Source organism: Tepidicaulis marinus (genome assembly GCF_000739695.1).
GTDB classification, from domain to species: Bacteria; Pseudomonadota; Alphaproteobacteria; order Parvibaculales; family Parvibaculaceae; genus Tepidicaulis; species Tepidicaulis marinus.
The window spans coordinates 105,876-124,032 of sequence record NZ_BBIO01000011.1 but is presented as its reverse complement, the minus strand read 5'-3'; the positions used below and the strand labels follow the sequence as shown (position 1 = coordinate 124,032).

Annotated in this window: 18 protein-coding genes; 12 read left to right on the top strand and 6 right to left on the bottom strand. The window is 61.2% G+C overall.

The genetic code is table 11. From position 1 onward, the window contains the following. The first annotated feature begins 72 nt into the window (after window positions 1-72). On the top strand, window positions 73-1,587 hold the full coding sequence (locus M2A_RS11260; RefSeq protein WP_045447292.1) for a flavin-containing monooxygenase: 1,515 nt from the start codon (window positions 73-75) through the stop codon (window positions 1,585-1,587). Window positions 1,588-1,645: 58 nt separating this feature from the next. On the opposite strand, the gene M2A_RS11255 is transcribed toward M2A_RS11260, so the two are convergent. Both M2A_RS11255 and M2A_RS11250 read right to left on the bottom strand, forming a co-directional pair. Continuing rightward, entirely contained in the window at window positions 1,646-2,383 is a 738-nt protein-coding gene (locus M2A_RS11255) for an SDR family NAD(P)-dependent oxidoreductase (RefSeq protein ID WP_045447289.1), read from the bottom strand. 44 nt (window positions 2,384-2,427) lie between these two features. Then, window positions 2,428-3,078 (bottom strand): TetR/AcrR family transcriptional regulator, encoded by a 651-nt coding sequence (locus M2A_RS11250; RefSeq protein WP_045447286.1) that lies wholly within the window; start codon window positions 3,076-3,078, stop codon window positions 2,428-2,430. Window positions 3,079-3,143: 65 nt separating this feature from the next. On the opposite strand from M2A_RS11250, the gene M2A_RS11245 reads away from it, so the two are divergent. Beyond that, a complete protein-coding gene (locus M2A_RS11245; RefSeq protein ID WP_045447283.1) occupies window positions 3,144-3,548 on the top strand; it encodes a hypothetical protein in 405 nt (134 codons plus the stop codon). Here the strand turns inward: M2A_RS11245 and M2A_RS11240 are convergent. Both M2A_RS11240 and M2A_RS11235 read right to left on the bottom strand, forming a co-directional pair. Next, the gene (locus M2A_RS11240) at window positions 3,502-3,915 is read right to left on the bottom strand and encodes a VanZ family protein (protein ID WP_045447280.1); all 414 of its coding nucleotides are present in this window, start codon (window positions 3,913-3,915) and stop codon (window positions 3,502-3,504) included. The genes M2A_RS11245 and M2A_RS11240 overlap by 47 nt on opposite strands. Window positions 3,916-3,925: 10 nt before the next feature. Then, entirely contained in the window at window positions 3,926-4,480 is a 555-nt protein-coding gene (locus M2A_RS11235; protein ID WP_045447277.1) for a PAS domain-containing protein, read from the bottom strand. 126 nt (window positions 4,481-4,606) lie between these two features. Between M2A_RS11235 and otsB the strand changes: the two genes are divergently transcribed. The 6 genes from otsB (at window position 4,607) to M2A_RS11205 (ending at window position 12,680) form a co-directional block, all read left to right on the top strand. Next, on the top strand, window positions 4,607-5,347 hold the full coding sequence (gene otsB / locus M2A_RS11230; protein ID WP_052379418.1) for a trehalose-phosphatase: 741 nt from the start codon (window positions 4,607-4,609) through the stop codon (window positions 5,345-5,347). After that, window positions 5,344-7,134 carry a glycoside hydrolase family 15 protein gene (locus M2A_RS11225; RefSeq protein ID WP_045447274.1) on the top strand — a complete coding sequence of 597 codons (1,791 nt, stop codon included), beginning with the start codon at window positions 5,344-5,346 and terminating at the stop codon, window positions 7,132-7,134. The genes otsB and M2A_RS11225 overlap by 4 nt, the downstream gene beginning before the upstream one ends. An 18-nt stretch (window positions 7,135-7,152) precedes the next feature. Next, window positions 7,153-8,535 carry an alpha,alpha-trehalose-phosphate synthase (UDP-forming) gene (locus M2A_RS11220; protein WP_045447271.1) on the top strand — a complete coding sequence of 461 codons (1,383 nt, stop codon included), beginning with the start codon at window positions 7,153-7,155 and terminating at the stop codon, window positions 8,533-8,535. A 173-nt stretch (window positions 8,536-8,708) separates the two neighbouring features. Then, the gene (locus M2A_RS11215; protein WP_197052916.1) at window positions 8,709-9,536 is read left to right on the top strand and encodes a hypothetical protein; all 828 of its coding nucleotides are present in this window, start codon (window positions 8,709-8,711) and stop codon (window positions 9,534-9,536) included. 26 nt (window positions 9,537-9,562) lie between these two features. Next, complete coding sequence (locus M2A_RS11210; RefSeq protein ID WP_197052915.1) at window positions 9,563-11,245, top strand: methyl-accepting chemotaxis protein; 1,683 nt, start codon at window positions 9,563-9,565, stop codon at window positions 11,243-11,245. 193 nt (window positions 11,246-11,438) lie between these two features. Next, entirely contained in the window at window positions 11,439-12,680 is a 1,242-nt protein-coding gene (locus tag M2A_RS11205; RefSeq protein WP_244444435.1) for a lytic murein transglycosylase, read from the top strand. 19 nt (window positions 12,681-12,699) lie between these two features. On the opposite strand, the gene M2A_RS11200 is transcribed toward M2A_RS11205, so the two are convergent. Next, on the bottom strand, window positions 12,700-13,293 hold the full coding sequence (locus M2A_RS11200) for a TetR/AcrR family transcriptional regulator (RefSeq protein WP_052379415.1): 594 nt from the start codon (window positions 13,291-13,293) through the stop codon (window positions 12,700-12,702). A 104-nt stretch (window positions 13,294-13,397) separates the two neighbouring features. Here M2A_RS11200 and M2A_RS11195 point away from each other — a divergent pair, with 104 nt between their 5' ends. From M2A_RS11195 to M2A_RS11180, 4 genes are all read left to right on the top strand, one after another. Beyond that, entirely contained in the window at window positions 13,398-14,282 is an 885-nt protein-coding gene (locus M2A_RS11195; RefSeq protein WP_045447265.1) for an alpha/beta fold hydrolase, read from the top strand. Between the two features lie 241 nt (window positions 14,283-14,523). Next, window positions 14,524-15,135: a glutathione S-transferase family protein gene (locus M2A_RS11190; protein ID WP_045447263.1), complete on the top strand. Its 612-nt coding sequence runs from the start codon at window positions 14,524-14,526 to the stop codon at window positions 15,133-15,135. Between the two features lie 30 nt (window positions 15,136-15,165). After that, window positions 15,166-16,374, top strand: coding sequence for an acyl-CoA dehydrogenase family protein (locus M2A_RS11185; protein WP_045447260.1), 1,209 nt, complete (start codon window positions 15,166-15,168; stop codon window positions 16,372-16,374). Between the two features lie 37 nt (window positions 16,375-16,411). Continuing rightward, complete coding sequence (locus tag M2A_RS11180) at window positions 16,412-17,533, top strand: acyl-CoA dehydrogenase family protein (RefSeq protein ID WP_045447257.1); 1,122 nt, start codon at window positions 16,412-16,414, stop codon at window positions 17,531-17,533. A 163-nt stretch (window positions 17,534-17,696) separates the two neighbouring features. Here the strand turns inward: M2A_RS11180 and M2A_RS11175 are convergent, their stop codons facing one another. Further along, window positions 17,697-18,119, bottom strand: a complete 423-nt coding sequence (locus M2A_RS11175; protein ID WP_045447254.1) for a helix-turn-helix domain-containing protein — start codon at window positions 18,117-18,119, stop codon at window positions 17,697-17,699. Between the last annotated feature and the right edge of the window lie 38 nt (window positions 18,120-18,157).

Here is an 18,157-nt window from a genome sequence, read left to right as displayed (position 1 = left end):
TGATAGCAAGGAGAATGGGCAATACCTCCAAGTCACGGAAAATAAAAAGAAACCTGAAAGGGAGAGCGATAGATGACGGAAACGGATACACTTGAACGGCCCGGCGCGGCGAAGAATGCAGGCGAAGCAGAGCATTTCGATGTGCTGGTGGTCGGTGCGGGCATTTCCGGCATCGGCGCGGCCTATCACCTGACGCATCAGTGCCCAGACAAGAGTTTTGTGGTTCTGGAAGGGCTGGAAAGTTTCGGCGGTACCTGGCTGATGCACCGCTATCCGGGTATCCGCTCCGACAGCGATCTTTATACATTCGGGTATCGCTTCAAGCCCTGGACCGGCGCGCCGATCGCGACGGCGGAAGAAATCCGTACCTATATGGGCGAGGTGATCGAGGAAAACGATCTGGACCGCCATATTCGCTACAATCACAAGATCAAGAAAGCCAATTGGTCGGAAAAGGACAGTGTCTGGACCATCGAAGCCACGCGCGGGGATACCGGCGAGCCGGTGCGTTTTACCGCCAACTTCCTTTGGATGTGTCAGGGCTATTACCGCCATTCGGAAGGCTATACGCCGGACTGGGAAGGTATGAGCGATTTCAAAGGCCAGATCGTTCACCCGCAAACCTGGCCGGAAGATCTCGATTACAAAGGCAAGAAGGTGATCGTCATCGGCTCGGGCGCCACGGCAGCGACATTGGTGCCTGCCATTGCCGGCGACTGCGCGCATGTCACCATGCTGCAGCGCTCGCCGACCTATTTCATTCCGGGGCGCAATGAAAACGAGCTGGCCGATCAGCTGCGTGAATTGCAGGTGGATGAGGAATGGATTCACGAGATCACCCGCCGCAAGATCCTGCACGATCAGGCCGATTTCACGCGCCGATCTTTTGAAGAGCCGGAAGCGGTGAAAGAAGAATTGCTGGAAGGTGTGCGCGCTTTCCTCGGGCCGGATTTCGATATCGAAAAACATTTCACGCCGACATACCGTCCCTGGCGTCAGCGCATCGCCTTCGTGCCGGACGGTGATATTTTCCAGGGTCTCGCCGCAGGCAAGGCTTCGATCGTCACGGATGAGATCGACCGCTTTACGGAAAAAGGCATTCTCCTGAAATCGGGCGAGGAGCTGGAAGCCGACATCATCATCACGGCGACGGGGTTCAATCTCTCCGTGCTCGGCGATATCGATTTTTCCATCGACGGCAAGCCGCTCGATTTTTCCAAGACCGTTACCTATCGCGGCATGATGTTCACGGGCGTGCCGAACATGGTCTGGGTCTTCGGCTATTTCCGCGCGAGCTGGACATTGCGCGTCGATCTTCTGGGCGATTTCGTTTGCCGCCTGCTCAATCATATGAAGGACAAGCAGGCGAAGAAGGTTTGCGTGCAACTGCGCCCGGACGATGAGGATATGGAACTCAAACCCTGGATCGATCCGGAGAATTTCAATCCCGGTTATCTGATGCGCGGCATGCATCTTCTGCCCAAGCGCGGCGACAAGCCTGAATGGCAGCACACGCAGGATTACTGGAAGGAAAAAGACGAGCTGCCGGAAATCGATCTCGACGATGCCGCCTTCGTCTATCAGTAAGCGCGCTCATTTTGCGCGATAAGGAACCGGCCCCCGCATTGCAGGGGCCGGTTTTTTGTTAAGAGAGGATAAGCCCGCCATCCACCGGAATGGTCTGCCCCAGAACGTAAGAGGCAAGGGGCGAGGCAAGGAAAAGCGCAACCCCTGCCATATCTTCCGGCGTGCCGAGACGGCGCATGGGAATGCCTTTGAGCGACGCGGAAAGACGGTCCGGATTTTCCGTCGTCACTTTCGTCAGTTTCGTGTCCACAAGGCCGGGGGCGATGCCGTTCACGCGGATGCCGTCTTTCGCCCAGGCTTCGGCCAGCGTGCGGGTGAGGCCGACGGCGCCGGTCTTGGAGGCATTGTAAGCCGGGTTGCCGCGCGTCGCATGGAAAGCGGCGGTGGAACTAACGGTAATGAGCGCGCCTTTGGAAGCTGCAAGCATGGGATGGAACTTCATGGCGCAGGCCATCAGGCTGTTGAGGTTCACATCCATGACTTTCTGAAAGCCCTCCATCTCGAACTCGCCGCGCCCGTAAATCACCGTGCCCTGGCAAAGCACGAGCACGTCGAGCCCGTCGAAGCCCGGATCATGGGCTTCGATGGCGGCGAAATCGGAGACATCCATCTGGTGATAGTGCAGGCCGGTCATGTCCGAGCCGTCTTCTTTTTTGTAATCCTCCGCTTTCGCGCGCGTGCCCCAGACATGCACCTCGCCGCCGCGCGCGCGGAAGGCCTGGGCCATGCCATTGCCGATGCCGCTCGAGCCACCGACGACCAGAATGCGTTTTCCAGTAAAATCCGTGTCCTGCATCTTGCTCCCCTTTTCTTGGTTTTGATTATGCCGGTGTCTCTGGCCTAAGCCGGATGGGCCGGGGGCGCAAGAGCGGCGAGGTAGTTCGCAATCATGGCGCTGTGCCGCGGGGCGCGGCTTTCCTTGTCGCGCCTTGCGATGAAATTGCCGTCAAGGCGCATCGAGACATAGCCGTGGCAGAGCGACCAAAGGCCGACCGCCGCCGTTTCCGGGTCCTTGCCGGCGGGAAGGGGAAGGGCGCTCAGTTCCTCAAGCAGCCGCGCATAAAGCCGGTCCATTGTCCCCTGCAGCGCCGCGTCTTCGCCGTCCAGAAGATCGCGCCGCCATAAGAGCCGGTAGCGCTCGGGATGAGCCAGGCCGTAAGCGACAAGCGCTTCGGCAAAGGCGGTGAGCCGGGCAGTGCCGGAACCCTTATTGGCCGGGTTTTGGGGCGCGCCTGCCAGTGCGTTTTCCATGGCCTCCGCCAGGTCCGCGAAAAGCTCCGCCGCCAGCGCCGTCAGCAGGCTGCGCCGGTCGGCAAAATGGTTGGCGGGAGCTGCATGGGAAACGCCGCAGGCCCGCGCGACGGCGCGGATCGTCACGGCATCCGCCCCGTCCCGGTCGAGCAGGGTGCGGGCGGCGGCCAGAAGCGCGGGGCGCAGGGCGCCTTTTCTGGCAGGTTTTTGAGGCGGCGGAGAGGGGGCGGGATTTGTCATACATGTATATTGACAGTGTCAATAATGTCTGTAAATTGACAGCGTCAATTAAACGGAGAGCCGCCATGCCCGCCAAAATCATCCTGTCCCTTTCCGCGCTGCTTTATCTCGCCGTGCTGCCCTTCATGGAAATCAGCGACACGCATGTCTTCAATCCGGACTGGCCGGGCCATGCGCGCATGCATGAGGTCTGGCAGCTGGCCGTGCATTTCGCCCTTGCGCTTCTCGCGCTCTGGATTGGCTGGGTGCGGGGGCAGGTGCGGCTCGGCGCGGCGATCCTGCTCATCGTGACGGGCGGTTTCGTTTTCGCTTATGCGATTGCCGGGGCTTATGGGGGAGATATGAAATATGCCGACGGCACAGAGCTTAACGTGCTGGGGGTCAATCCGGCCTTCGGGATTACCGTGATCGTGGCTCTAGCGCTTACGGCCGTTCTGCTGCGGCCCGGCGGCGCGCGGCAAGCCGGCTGATGCCCCATCCCAAAGCCCAGCCCAAGGCCCAGCCAAGGAGAATGCCGGCGCCGTTCGCCGCGGCATCTTCCAGCGAGGCCCAGCGGCCGGGAAGGAAAAGCTGTGCGGCTTCCATCAGTAGGCCGAGTGCAAAGAGCGCAAGGCCGGCCAGCAGAGCGCGGCGCAAATCGGGCAGAAGAAACGGCAGGCAGAAGGCAAGGGCGGCATAGGCTGCCCCATGGGCCCATTTGTCGAGCCCGCCTTCGGAGGGGAGCAATGCGTCGGGCCAAAGCGAGCCGCCGGCGAGAAGGCCCGCGGCGATCAGCGCCAGCCAGAGGAAGCGCCGGCCGTATTTGTGTTCTGGCCTGGCCGTGCCTGCTCTTGCCATATCCTTTGCCTTACGTGCCGAAAGGCATGTCCGGCACTCCATTGCCCAAATCGACATATTGGAATTCTAGCGGTTTGAAATAGACGAAGATATCGTCATCTTCCCGGAAGGGCGGTATGGCATCGAGCGGGGCGTGGCAACTGGCAAAGCCCGAGGGCACCGCTTCGCCTTCCTGAATGGTGAGCGGCAGCGACAAGATTGCCACGTTAAGCTCTATGCCCGATTTGAATCTGTTTGCCGAGGTCCAAAGAACACCGCAGGGCAGCGGCGCGATGAGTTCCAGCCCTTGCAGGGCGAGCGATTGATTGCCTTTGCCGCCAAGCTCCCGGAAAGGCCGCTTGGTATAGCCGGGGCCGAAACGCTTCTCGACCTCGGTGCCGATCAGCCGGAAAACAAGCTCGCCCTCTGCCGTGCGTTCCACAATATCGAGTTCCGGCAGCACGGGGGCCATTTCCCGCAGCGGCAGGTCTTTCTGCCGGGGGGCGCCTTTGAGCCCGTGTTTTTTCCGCGCGGTCTGATAGCAATCCAAAAAGAGCCGCAAATTTGGAGGCAGATCGTCCGTCATCGTTTCTCATCCCCTGAGCGGCGCAAGCCGGTTCTCTTTTTCTTAGCGGGCGCGCACTGGTAGAGGCAACCTCTATCGCCTAGACTTGCCGGATGAGTTTCATGGGCCTGAGGGAGCGGGGCTGACGTGCTGCCGCCTTTGTTGAGCAAACGCCATTGTCTCTTTCTCGATCTTGACGGGACATTGGCGCAGATTGCCGCCCGCCCGGAACTGGCGCGGGTCGAGGGGGAGATGAAACACGAAGTCGCCCGCCTCCACGGCGCATTGGACGGGGCGCTGGCCATCGTATCCGGCCGGCCTATCAGTCAGATCGATGCCATGCTGGCGCCTTTGCATCTGCCCGCCGCCGGTGTGCACGGGGCGGAGCGGCGCGCGGGCGGCACGACGGAAGCGCTTCCCGTCCCCGAAGGGCTCGGCGATATCGAGCGCGCCCTTCAACGTTTTGCCGATAGGCATGAGGGGGTTCTTCTTGAAAAGAAAGCCCATGCGCTCTGCCTTCATTTCCGCGCCCGCCCCGAGCTGGAATCGATTGTGCATAAAGCCATGGAAGAGGCGGCGGCGCCTTATGCCGGGCTAACTTTGATGAAGGGGAAAATGGTGATGGAAGTCAAACCGCAAGCGGCAACAAAAGGCGCGGCGGTGCACGCCTTCATGGCGCTTTCCCCTTTCGCGGGGCGTATTCCGGTCTTTGCGGGGGACGATGTGACCGATGAAGACGGCTTTAAGGCTGCACAGGAATTAGGCGGCGCGGGCCTAAAGATTGGCAGCGGAAAGACGGCGGCCGCCTGGCGGCTTGACGATATTGCCGCGCTCCGCCGCTGGCTCGCGCAAAGTGCGGACGGGCTTGAAAAAGCGGAGGCACGATGACCCCTCAATCCTCCCTTGATCTCGGCGTCATCGGCAATTGCTCTTTCGGCGCGCTGGTGGACAAGCTCGGGCGGATCGTCTGGTGCTGCCTGCCCCGTTTCGACGGCGATCCGGTTTTCAACGGGCTCCTCAGCGGGGAAGGGGTGTTCGAGATCGAGCTTGAGAACTTCTCCCATGCCGAGCAGGTCTACCGCCAGAACACCGCCATTCTGGAAACGCGGCTTTACGACACGAAAGGCCAGGCGCTGGAGATCGTGGATTTCGCGCCCCGCTTTCCCTCGCGCGGGCGCGTCTTCCGCCCCAATACGATCATCCGCCGGGTGCGCCCCTTAAGCGGGCGGCCAAGGGTGCGCGTTCTCCTGCGCCCGCGTTTCGAGTGGAATGCGGTGACGCCTGCCACGACGCGCGGCTCCAATCACATCCGTTATACAAGCGACGGGCTGACCTTGCGGCTGACGACGGATGCGCCGGTGGATTTCGTGGCCGGGGAAACCCCCTTTCATCTCGACCGCTCGCTCAACTTCGTGCTCGGGCCCGATGAAACGCTGACGGAATCGCCTGAAACCGTGGCGCGCAATTTCGAGGAAGAGACCGAGCGCTATTGGCGGGACTGGGTGCGCCGCCTGGCGCTGCCATTCGAATGGCAGGATGCGGTGATCCGCGCGGCCATCACGCTGAAGCTCTGCGTCTATGAGCCGACGGGCGCGATCATCGCCGCGCTCACCACCTCCATTCCCGAAGCGCCGGGGAGCGAGCGCAATTGGGATTACCGCTATTGCTGGATCAGGGATGCGTTTTTCGTGCTGCGCGCGCTCAACAGTCTGGGCGCGGTGGGCACGATGGAACATTATTTCCGCTGGATCTCCAACGTCGCGGGCGATTTCGTGGAAGGGGCCTCGGACGGCCATTTGCAGCCCGTTTACGGGGTGGGGCTGGAAAAGACGCTGACCGAGGAAATCGTCCCCGACCTTAAAGGCTATAGAGGCATGGGGCCGGTGCGCCGGGGCAATCAGGCCTATGAGCATTTCCAGCACGATGTTTACGGCAATGTCGTCCTTGCCATCGCCCAGGCGTTTTTCGACAAGCGGCTGTTCCGGCCTTGCGGGGTGGAGGAATTCCGCTGGCTGGAGGCGATCGGCGAGCGTGCCTATCAGCTCCACAATGTGCCCGATGCCGGCATGTGGGAGCTGCGCACCAGGGCGCGGGTGCACACCTCCTCCTCGCTGATGTGCTGGGCGGCGTGCGACCGGCTCGCCAAGATCGGCCATCATTTGGGGATGGAAGGGCGCGCGGCGTACTGGCGCGGGCGGGCGGATGAAATCCGCGCGGTGATCCTCAAAGAAGCCTGGAATGAGGAGCTGGGCTGTTTCGTGGAGAGCTTCGGCGGCGCGCATCTCGATGCCAGCGTGCTTTTGATGGGCGAGATCGGGCTGATCGACCCGATGGACCCGCGTTTTGTCGCCACGGTGGAAAAGATCGAGGCGCGGCTCGGCGACGGGCCCCATATGCGCCGCTATGAAGCGCCGGACGATTTCGGTGAGCCGGAGACCGCCTTCAATATCTGCACCTTCTGGCGCATCGATGCGCTGGCTCAGATCGGGCGGGTGGATGAAGCGCGGGCGGTGTTCGAGGAAATTCTCGCTTGCCGCAATCATCTGGGCCTTCTGTCGGAAGACCTGTCGACCAAGACGGGCGAGCTTTGGGGCAATTTCCCGCAAACCTATTCGCTGGTCGGCATTATCAATGCTGCAAGGCGCCTCAGCGCTTCCTGGACGCAAAGTGTTTAGAGAGGGAAGGAGAGGCAGATGAACGGCCGCCTGATATGCGTTTCAAACCGAACCGGCACCACAAAGGCGCCGTCGGGCGGGCTTGCGGTGGCCGTGAGCGCGGCGTTGCGCCAGCGCGGCGGCATCTGGTTCGGCTGGAACGGGCAGATCGCGGAGGAAGGGGCAAGTGCCGGCGAGCCCGATATTACCCATGAAGAAAATGTCGAGATCATTGCCGGCGCGCTGACGCGCCAGGAATATGAAAATTATTATCTCGGCTTTTCCAATTCCGTGCTCTGGCCCGTTTGCCATCACCGGCTCGACCATGTCTCCTTCCGCCGGGATTATGTGGACGAGTACCGCCGGGTGAACCGGCGCTTTGCCCATCAGCTCGGCCCCCGGCTGAAGGAGGGCGATCTCGTCTGGGTGCATGATTATCATCTCATGCCGCTGGGCGCCGAGCTGCGCGCTCAGCGTCTTGAAGGGCTGCGCATGGGCTTCTTCCTGCATGTGCCCTTTCCCCCGCCCGACACGCTGATGGTGGTGCCGGATCATCAATGGCTCGTGCGCTCGCTTTTTTCCTATGATCTTCTGGGGTTTCAGACGCAAGGCGACTGCATGAATTTCCTTCACTATGTGCTGGAGCAGGCGGGCGGCGAGATGGTGGGGGACAGCCGGGTGAAAGCCTTCGGGCGCGAGCTTGAGGTGCGCGCCTTTCCCATCGGCATCGATGTCGGGGCCTTCCGTGAGATGACGCGGACGGCGGAAGCGCGGCGCACCATAAGGCGCATGCGCCAGCGCAATCTCGGCCGGGCGCAGATCATCGGCGTCGACCGGCTGGATTATTCCAAGGGTCTGCCGGAGCGCTACCGCGCCTTTCAGAAACTGCTCGAGCAATATCCCGAAACCCAGGGCCGGGTGGTGCTGATGCAGATCGCCCAGCCCACGCGGGAGGCGGTGGAAGCCTATTCGGACCTGCGCCAGGAACTGGAATGGCTTTCCGGGGCGATCAACGGGGCCTTCGGGGATTTCGAATGGACGCCGATCCGCTCCATTCACCGCTCGGTACCGCGCAGCACACTCGCCGCGCTTTTCGCGGCCAGCCGCATCGGTCTCGTCACGCCGCTGCGCGACGGCATGAACCTCGTCGCCAAGGAATATGTCGCCGCTCAGGACCCGGAAGACCCCGGCGTGCTTATTCTCTCCCGCTTTGCCGGTGCCGCTGAAATGATGACTTCAGCCTTGCTCGTCAATCCTTATAACGAGGAAGAAATGGCGAACGCTTTGCAGACGGCGCTGCAAATGTCGCAGGACGAAAGAGTGGAGCGGCACCGCGATTTGATGCGGGTGAACGAGGAAACGGATGTCGCCAAATGGCGGGCCTCGTTTCTGGCGGTACTCGAGGTCGTTTCTCAAAGTTAGCGATTGCAAGCCTTTCTCGCTTTTTAAACGCATTCCAAAATTGGCGGATGTCCATAATCCTCCTTGCTCGGATGATCTGACTTTAACCTCGTCTTCATTCGTGCCGTGGCTAACTGCAAATCTGGCCACAAGAATTGGCCGCAAGATTTGGCCACAAGGTAGGGTTGGCGGGGATGTCCGAGATTAACCGAATTAAAGACGCATTGAAGCATGCCGCAGCCGTTGCGGCCGTGCTGGTTCCCATGGCCGGTGCCGCGGCGCTTGCCGAAGACCAGGCGGAAGAGGGGCTTGCCCAAGCGCTTCAGCCTGCAGAAGGTGCCGCCGAAGAAGCAGCAGCCGGTAGTGAGACCGATGCCGAAGACACGCTGGCAGACGGGATGCTGGCGGATGAGCTGCTGGATGAGGAAGGCGGCGATGTGTTTGGCGCGGCGCCCGCGCAGTGCCCGCCCGTGGCTTCGGTTCAAGAAGAAGTGCCTTCCACCGATCTTCTCGACACCGCTTTTGTCGACAATTTGAAGACCTGGCTCGATGTGCCGGTCGTGCGCCTGACGCTGGAAAGCCGCAATGAGGCGAATGCCTCTCTCGGCCAGAGCGATATCGATGCGCTTGATAAACAGTGGCGCGCTGAAACGCAGAGCGATGATCAGCCGCTGATCACCGCCGTGCTGAACAGCCCGCTTTCCACCTATCTGCTGCGTGTGCAGGCAGGTCAGCTCGGGCTTTATTCGGAAATTTTCGTGATCGATGCCAAGGGGCTGAATGCGGGTCAGAGTTCCGTCACCTCCGACTATTGGCAGGGCGATGAAGCGAAATTCCAGAAAACCTACGATGCCGGCCCTTCTGCCGTCTTTATCGACGAGGCCGAATATCACGAGGCAACGGATACGTGGCGTGCGCAGGTCAATGTGACCTTGACCGATGACGGGGGAGACCGCATCGGGGCGGCGACGATCGAGGTCAATCTCACCGAGCTTGCCCGCCGCAGCAAGGCCGGAATCTGATGGGCCATAATCTTAAGGGGATGACGATGAACTGGCTCGATTCATTGAAAGTATCCAACAAGCTGGTGCTGTCTTACGGCGTGCTTGTGGTGCTTATTCTGCTTTCCGGCCTGGTGACGGTGACGAATATCTCCCGTGCCGAAGGCGAAGTGGAGAATATGGCTTACACCTTCTCCATGCTTCAGGACGTGGGCGATCTGCGCGAGGCGGCGTTCGAGCAATCGACGGCGGTACGCGGGCTGCTGCTGACGGGTGACCGGGCCAATCTCGATCTTTATGAGACGGCAGGCGCGGCCTTCGACAAAACCCATGCGGCGCTGCTGGCCAGTGTGACGAGCGATGTGCGCCGTGCGAGCCTTGAGAAGCTGAAAAACATTGTGGAGACCTGGCGCGCCGATGTGGCCGCACGCCAGATCCAGCTTATGCGCCAGCCCATGACTGCGGATGAAGCCAAGGTGATGGAGGCGATCGGCGGCAGCGATGCGTTCCAGAATGAATTCAACAAGGTTTTCGTCGAAATTCTGAAAGCCGAAGAAGCTGCCGTGGGGGCTGCGCGTGAAGATGCGTTTTCCGCTTTCTCCACGACGACCTTCGTTGCCATTCTGGGCGGCGCGCTGTCCCTGGCCATTGCGGTGGGGGCCGGCTGGCTTTTGACGCAGAGCCTTTCCAAACCGATCATGGCGCTGACCGATGTGATGCGCCGGCTGACGCAGCAGGATTATGCCGTCGACGTGCCGGCGCGCGGCCGGCATGACGAAATCGGCGAGATGGCCGATGCCGTCGACATTTTCAAAGGCAGCCTGATCGAGAACCAGAAACTTCAGGAAGCCGCCGCCGAACGCCAGCAGGCGGAAGTCGACCGGGCCCGGCGTCTGGAAGGCCTGATCCACGGCTTCGAAGGCGAGATCACGGAGCTGACCACGATCCTGTCTTCCGCGTCCACGGAACTGCAGAGCACGGCGAACTCGCTGGCCGGTATGGCGAAGGATTCCTCCACCCGCGTTTCCGAAGTGGTGGAAACCTCCATGGAGACCACGAACAATGTCGGCGCCGTTGCAACCGCGAGCACTCAGCTTTCCGGTTCGATCAGCGAAATCTCCCGTCAGGTCACGATGTCCTCGAACCTGGCCAAGGAAACCAAGGACGATGCGAACTCGACCAATGCTTCCGTGCAGGATCTGGCAGAAGCCGCCGGCCGTATCGGCGAGGTTGTCACGCTGATCCGCGATATCGCCGCCCAGACGAACCTTCTGGCGCTCAACGCGACGATCGAGTCCGCGCGCGCCGGGGAAGCGGGCAAGGGCTTTGCGGTCGTTGCCCAGGAAGTCAAAGCGCTGGCCGAACAGACGACTTCGGCCACCGAGGAGATCGCCGCCCAGATCCAGCAGGTGCAGGACCGCACCAGCATGGCGGTGGATGCGATCGAGAAGATCACGGGCCGGATCGGCGAAATCGAAAGCGTGGTGACGCAAGTTGCCGCCGCCGTGGAAGAACAGGAAGCGGCGACGCGTGAAATTTCCCGCAATGCCGAGCAGGTCTCTTCGGCCACGGCTCGCGTGAGCGAGAACATGCACGGCGTCAAGGAAGCGGCCGAGCAGACGGGCTCTGCCTCCGCCGACGTGCTGACCACGGCAGAGGACCTTTCCCGCCAGGCTGAAAACATGAAGTCCCGGGTGCATGATTTCCTCAGCGGTATCAAAGCCAGCTAAGCCCGGGTTTCATAAGCAACGTTGAACCCCGCCTGCGGTTGCCGCAGGCGGGGTTTCTTTTGGCCTGTCGCCCGCTTTGACGTGGCGGCATTTTGGCCGGTTGGGTTTTGGGCGCAATTCGGCCATGATGCGCTGACAGAAAAGGCGGGCTGCAGCGGCAATACGCTGCTTGAAGATGAGTATGGGGAGCGGAATGCGTTTCTTCGTAAAATGTGCGGTGGTTGGTTTGGCGGGACTTGCCGCCATCGGCTCGGCTGAGGCGGCAGGGGCCGCCGGTGAACGCAGGCCCTTGGCACCGCCTGCCTTTCAGGACGAGGTTTTCGCGGCCTGGCTGACGGGTTTCCGGCAAAAGGCCATGCAGGCGGGCATTTCCCCGCGCATTTTCGATCAGGCGCTGCGCGGCGCCTCACCCGACCCGAAAGTTATCGAGGCCAATCTCAACCAGCCCGAATTTACCCGCGCGGTTTGGGAGTATCTCGATTCCGCGCTTTCCGACACGCGTGTTGCGGACGGCAAGGAGAAGCTGCGCTCTTATGCGCGCACGCTCAAGGGACTGGAAAAAAAATACGGCGTGGACCGCCATGTCATCGTTGCCATCTGGGGACTTGAGAGCGGTTATGGCCGTTTCAAGGGCACGCATAATGTGCCGCGCGCGCTCGCGACGCTGGCTTATGACGGGCGGCGGCAGGATTTCGGCAATCAGCAATTGCTGGCGGCGCTGAAAATTCTCCAGCGCGGCGATATTCCCGTTGCCGAAATGACGGGTTCCTGGGCGGGCGCCATGGGCCATACGCAGTTTATTCCCACCACCTATAACGCTTATGCGGTGGATGCGGATGGCGACGGGCGCCGGGACATCTGGAACAGCGTCGCCGATGCGCTGGGCTCGACCGCGCATTATCTCAGCGCTTCGGGCTGGCAGAGCGGGCGGCGCTGGGGGCTCGAAATCACGCTGCCGGACGGGTTCGATTATGCGCTGGCGGACCCCTCGGTGCGCAAACCTCTCGCCACCTGGAAAGAGCTTGGCGTGAAGCCGGCAAAGGGAAGCAATTTCGATTGGCAGGCGGACGCCGCCTCGCTTGTTTTACCGGCGGGCCATGAGGGGCCGGCTTTTCTGGTAGGCCAGAATTTCCGCGCCATCCTGCGCTACAATAATTCCACCTCTTATGCGCTGGCCGTTTCGCTGCTTTCCGAGCGCTTTCAGGATAAGGGCACGATTGCGGCGGATTGGCCGCGGGCCCAGCGCCCACTTGCCCGTGCCGAGCGTGAGGAGCTGCAGCGTCTTCTCACCGCCAAAGGCTATGACACGCAAGGGGTGGACGGCATTCTGGGCGCCAATACGCGCGATGCGCTGCGTGCCTGGCAGCGGGCCAAGGGCCTGCCGGCGGACGGCCACCCGACCGCCGACATTTTGGCAGCTTTGCGCGGGGCGTGAGGCGGGGCCGGGAAGCCGGTCAGCCTTGTTCAAACAAGCCGCCGATCATCTGATCCAGCATCGCCTCGACGGCCGGGCGCTGGGATTTATCTTCAATGATGCTGAATGCGCCTTCGTGAAGGGCGCTGAGAAACATGCGCGAGAAGGCGGCGCCGGGCAGGCTGGAAAGGCTTCCCTCGCTCCGTGCTTCTTCCAGTGTCGCCTGAATGAGGGCGATGCCGTGTTCCGCCTCGATCTTCCGCCACTTCGTCCAGCCGAGCACGGCGGGCCCGTCGATCAGCGTGATCTGGCGGGAGACCGGATCGTTGAGCGCATCGAGCAGTGCCCTTGCGCCGCGCTTCATCCGCGCCTCGGCGCCGGGGGCTTCGGCGGCATCGGCGGCCACCTGCGCGACCAGCCGTTTTTCTTCTTCCTCGAACACCGCCTCGAATAAGGCAGCCTTGGAAGAAAAGTGATGCAGCAACCCGCTTTTCGACATGCCCGCCGCCGCCGCGACATCGTTCACGGAGGTTGAGAGAAAACCGTTTTTGCCGAACAGCTTCCGGCCCGCCTTGAGCAAGGCGGCGCGGGCGCTGTCGCTGCGGGCTTTTTGCGTGGTTTTTTCCGCTGGCATGAAACCTCTTGCGTGACCGACCGTTGGTCTGTAAGTTACAGACCATTAGTCGGTAAATAAATATTCCCGCCGCTTGAAGGCAGCGCCGGGCAGGGAGAATCGAAATGAATGTTGCCACATTTCTCGAACGCCGCAGATATGTAGAAACCCCCTCGGGGCGAATTGCCTATGTGGAAATGGGGGAAGGGCCGGTGGTTCTCTTCGTCCATGGGGTTTTTCTGAATGGATTGCTCTGGCGCCCTGTCATGGAGGAACTGGCGGGGGAGTACCGGTGCATCGCCCTAGACATTCTTTGCCACGGGGCGACGGAAACGCCCGCGGATCAAGATGTTTCCTTTGCGGGCAATGCCCGGATGCTGGAGGAGTTCTGCGCGGCACTTGGTATTGCGCGCTGCCATCTCGTTGCCAATGATAGCGGCGGCGGGATTGCCCAGATTTTTGCGGCCAATCATCCCGCGCGGATCGAGAGCCTGGTGCTGACGAATTGCGATGTCCACGACATGTGGCCGCCTGAAGCCATCAAGCCGACCAAGCAAGCGATTGCGGAATTGGGGTTTGCCGCCGTCGCGGGAGATTTGGCCGAAGACGTGGAAGCCGCGCGGGAGGTCTTTGCGGTGGGGTTTGAGGATGTGGGCGCTCTTTCTCCGGATGAATTCAAAGCCTATCTCCGCCCGCTTGTCGCCTCGCCCGCCCGGGCAGAGCTGATGACCCGCTTTTTTGCCTCCATGAACCCGGCCGATACGGTGGCCGCGCAGGACGGATTGCGCAAACTTACCGCGCCCACGCTCATTGCCTGGGGAACGGGAGATGTGTTTTTCGGGCTCGACTGCGCGCAATGGCTGCAGGACACCATTCCGGGGGCCGGACCTGTCGCTGAAATTCCCGGCGCCAAACTCTTTTTCCCGCGCGAGCGTCCGGATGAGTTCGTTGCCTTGTTGCGCCGTCATTGGAACGGTGCCGCCTCCATACCGTCCGCCGCCAGGGGTTAAATTCCCCCATACCCTCCAAGCGGACCAGCGCTCCCGCTCCGCTTTCCGGCGGCGGGAGCGCTTCTTTTTGCGCCGCGCTTTCCTGTTTTCCGTTCTGAAGAAATGAATCGCCGCCGCCGCGCCAGCGCGCCGCTGCGGCAAGCGGTTTTTTACCGCGCGGCCTCGTGACAACCTGTCAGATCGGCTATGCTGCGGGCCGAAGCGGGGCCAACCCGCCGGTGAACAAACAGGGACATCCAGGATGACGGTCAAACTCTATCACTGTCAGGGCTCGCGCTCCGTGCGCCCGCTCTGGACGCTGGAGGAAATGGGGCTGCCATACGAGCTGGTGGCGATGAAATTTCCGCCGCGCTTCTTCCAGGAGAATTATCTTAAGGTCAATCCGCTGGGCACGGTGCCCTTCATGGATGACGGCGAGGCGCAGATGACGGAGTCCGCCGGGATCAGCCAGTATCTGGCCGAGAAATACGGGCCCACCGATATCGCGCTCGGGCTGGGCGACAAGGACTACGGCAATTACCTCAACTGGATCCACCGCTCCGATGCGACCTTGACGTTCCCGCAGACGATCGTCCTGCGCTACACGCAGCTTGAGCCGGAAGAGCGGCGCCTGAAACAGGCCGCCGACGATTACACGCAGTGGTTCTTCGCCCGCCTGCGCTCGGTGGAAAAGGGGCTCGAGGGAAAAGACTATCTTTGCGCGAACCGCTTTACCGTGGCGGATATCTGCGTCGGCTATGCGCTTTATCTTGCCGATACGCTTGGTTTCAAAGATGGGTTCAAGCCCAATACGCTGGCCTATTACGAACGCCTTCAGGCGCGGCCCGCATTCCAGAAAGCCATCACGCTTTAAACGCCGCCATTCGAGACGAGAGGAAAATCCATGAGCACGATCAGCCAAAAAGAGCTCGACGAGTTCCGCGCCGAAGCTGCGGCCTGGGTGAAGGAAAACGCCCCCGCCAATCCCGTTTTCATGCTGCCGCTCACTTTCATGGAAGTGGGCACGGACGCGCAGTTCAATTTTCTGCGCGAGTGGCAGAACAAGGTTTATGAGGCGGGTTATCTCGGGGCCGCCTGGCCGAAGGAATATGGCGGGCACGGGCTCGACCAGGCTTTTCAGGACATTGCCAGCCAGGAACTTGCCAAGGCGCAGACGCCGATCATGCTGAATGCGATCGGGCTCAACTGGGCCGGGCCGCTCATTCTCGATATCGGTACGGAAGAACAGAAGAAGCGCTACATCAAAGGCATTCTCTCGGCCGAAGATATCTGGTGCCAGGGTTTCTCCGAGCCCGATCACGGCTCCGACCTCGGTAACGCGCAGACCAAAGCGGTGCGTGAGGGGGACGAGTATGTGATCAACGGCTCAAAGATTTGGACGACGCAGGGCAATTACGCCAAATACATGATCCTGCTCGCCCGCACGAACCCCGATGCGCCGAATAAATATGCCGGGCTCAGCTTCTTCCTCTCGCCGATGACGGTGCCGGGCATTGAGACGGTGCCGATCCGCAAGTTGACCGGGGAATATGGGTTCACGCAAACCTTCTTCACCGATGCGCGCATTCCCGCCGACTGCCTGATGGGTAAGGAAGGCGAGGGCTGGCTCGTGGCCATGCGCACGCTGGAATATGAGCGCGGCGCGCGGCGCGGCCAGGCGGGCGGCCATGTGATGGTGGCCTCGGACCCGGAAGCCATTCTCGATCTTGCCCGTAAGGCGACGCGCGGGGGCAAGCCTGCGATGGAAGACCCGGTGGTGCGCGATAAGCTCGTGCAATTGATGATCGAAGCGCGCTCCTTGCAGCTTTGCTCGAGCCGCAGCCGCATTCAGCCTTTGACGCAGGAACGGCCGGCCTCGCTTGCCCTTTCCTCCAAGCTGATGTCGACGGAATTTTACCGCCGCCTCAACGAGTTCGCACTTTCCCTGCAAGGGCCGAAGGCGGCTTATTATGTGGGTGAGGAAGATGCCTATGATGAAGGGATTTGGCAGCGCGCCTATCTCAATTCCTTCTCCGCCACGATCGGCGGCGGCACGAGCCAAATCCAGCACAACATTATCGGTGAGCACGTTCTTGGCCTGCCCAAGGGCTGATGCGTCCTGTCTTTAAGAAAGCCGAAGAGAGAAAATCATGAAAAGAAGCACCATCGGGTTCAGTGAAGAGCAGGCGCAGCTTCTGGATATTGCCGCCGCCTTCTGCCGGGAAAAATCGCCGGTCGAAAAAGTCCGTAAATTGCTGGAAGACGAGCAAGGCTACGATCCCGCCGTCTGGAAAGAAATGGCCGAGCTCGGCTGGCTCGGCATTGCCGTGCCGGAAGAATTCGGCGGTATCGGCCTTTCCCTTGCCGAGGTGGTGCCCGTTGCCGAGCAGATGGGCCGGCATTTGATGGCCGGGCCCTTCGTGCCGACGACGCTCGCCGCCCAGGCGATTTTGGCGGGCGGCACGGAAGCGCAGAAGAAAGCGCTGCTACCGGAAATTTGCGCCGGCGCGCCGGCAAGCCTCGCGCTGATGGAAGAACATGGCGACTGGGATCTTACCCATGTGGAGGCCGAGGCGCGCCGCGAAGGTGATGTGCTGAAGCTTTCCGGCAAGAAGACTTTCGTGCTCGACTTGCCTTCCGCGGAGTATCTCATCCTCTCGCTCAATCTCGGCGGCAAGCCCGTTCTTGCCGTGCTCGGCAAAGAGGATATCGGCAAGCTGAAAGCCCGCCGGGAAACGGTGATCGACGAGACGCGCCGCTCCTATCAAATCGTGCTCGACGGGGTTTCCGTGCCTGTCTCCGCGCTGCTCGATGAAGGTAAAGCGGTTCAGGCGCTACGCCATATCGAGCTTACGGCATCGCTGCTTCTTTCGGCTGAGATGTGCGGCGGGGCGGCGAGCACCATCGATTACACGCTCGACTATCTGACGACGCGCAAGCAGTTCGGCAAGCTGATCGGCTCTTATCAGTCGCTCAAGCACACGGTGGTGGATGCCCATATCGCTTATGAGCAGGCGCGTTCGCATCTTTACAACGCCGCCAGCAATTTCAACCAGCAGGGTGAAGGCGAGGCGGCAACGCGCATGGCAAAGTCCGTGGCAAGCGAGGCTTTCTCTTTTGCTTCCGACCGGGCGATCCAGTTTCATGGCGGCTTCGGTTTCACCTATGAATGCGATGCGCAGCTTTACCGGCGCCGGGCGCTTTGGTGCGAGTATCAGCACGGCGATGCGGTCTATCACCGCCGCCTGCTGGCCGATGCGCTTTTGGGGTGAGACCCTGAGGTACTGCGGTAAAGGGATCGGCTGTGTGGACCCCGGGACAAGCCCGGGATGACAGCCTCGGTAACTGGCAGAACCTCGCGTTACATAAAAGCCGTCACCCCGGCCTCCGGGCCGGGGTCCATGAAGCATCGGTTCCAGTGAACGTGTTTGCCGGCTACTTTTTCCCGTCCAGCTTTTCGATGAAGGGGCGCAGTTCCTCGGCAAGCTTCAGCATTTCGCGGGCCGTCTCGATCATGTCCTGGCGGGAGGCCTGGCGGTAAGCCCCCGTCGGGCGGAAGCGTTTTTCCGCATCCTGCTCCACGAAGCGTTTGTTGATGAGCGTGCCGATCTTGCGGCGCAGGGTCTCGCGGGGGATGCCGGTTTGCCGGGCAAGGGCGTGCAGGGAAACGCCGGGCTCGCCCTCGATCGTACAGGCGCGGGTGAGAATGCGCATGACGGCGGCCTGGGCATCGCCCACATGAAGGCGCATGCGCGTTTCATAAAGCCGGTCGAGAAAGGCGAGATACCGCTCCAGAAGGGCCGGATCGAGACTTATCCCCGCTTCTTTATTTCCGTCTATGCTGTTGCTGCTGGTCATGGCGGCATATTGGGATATTGGCGGACAATATGCCATAA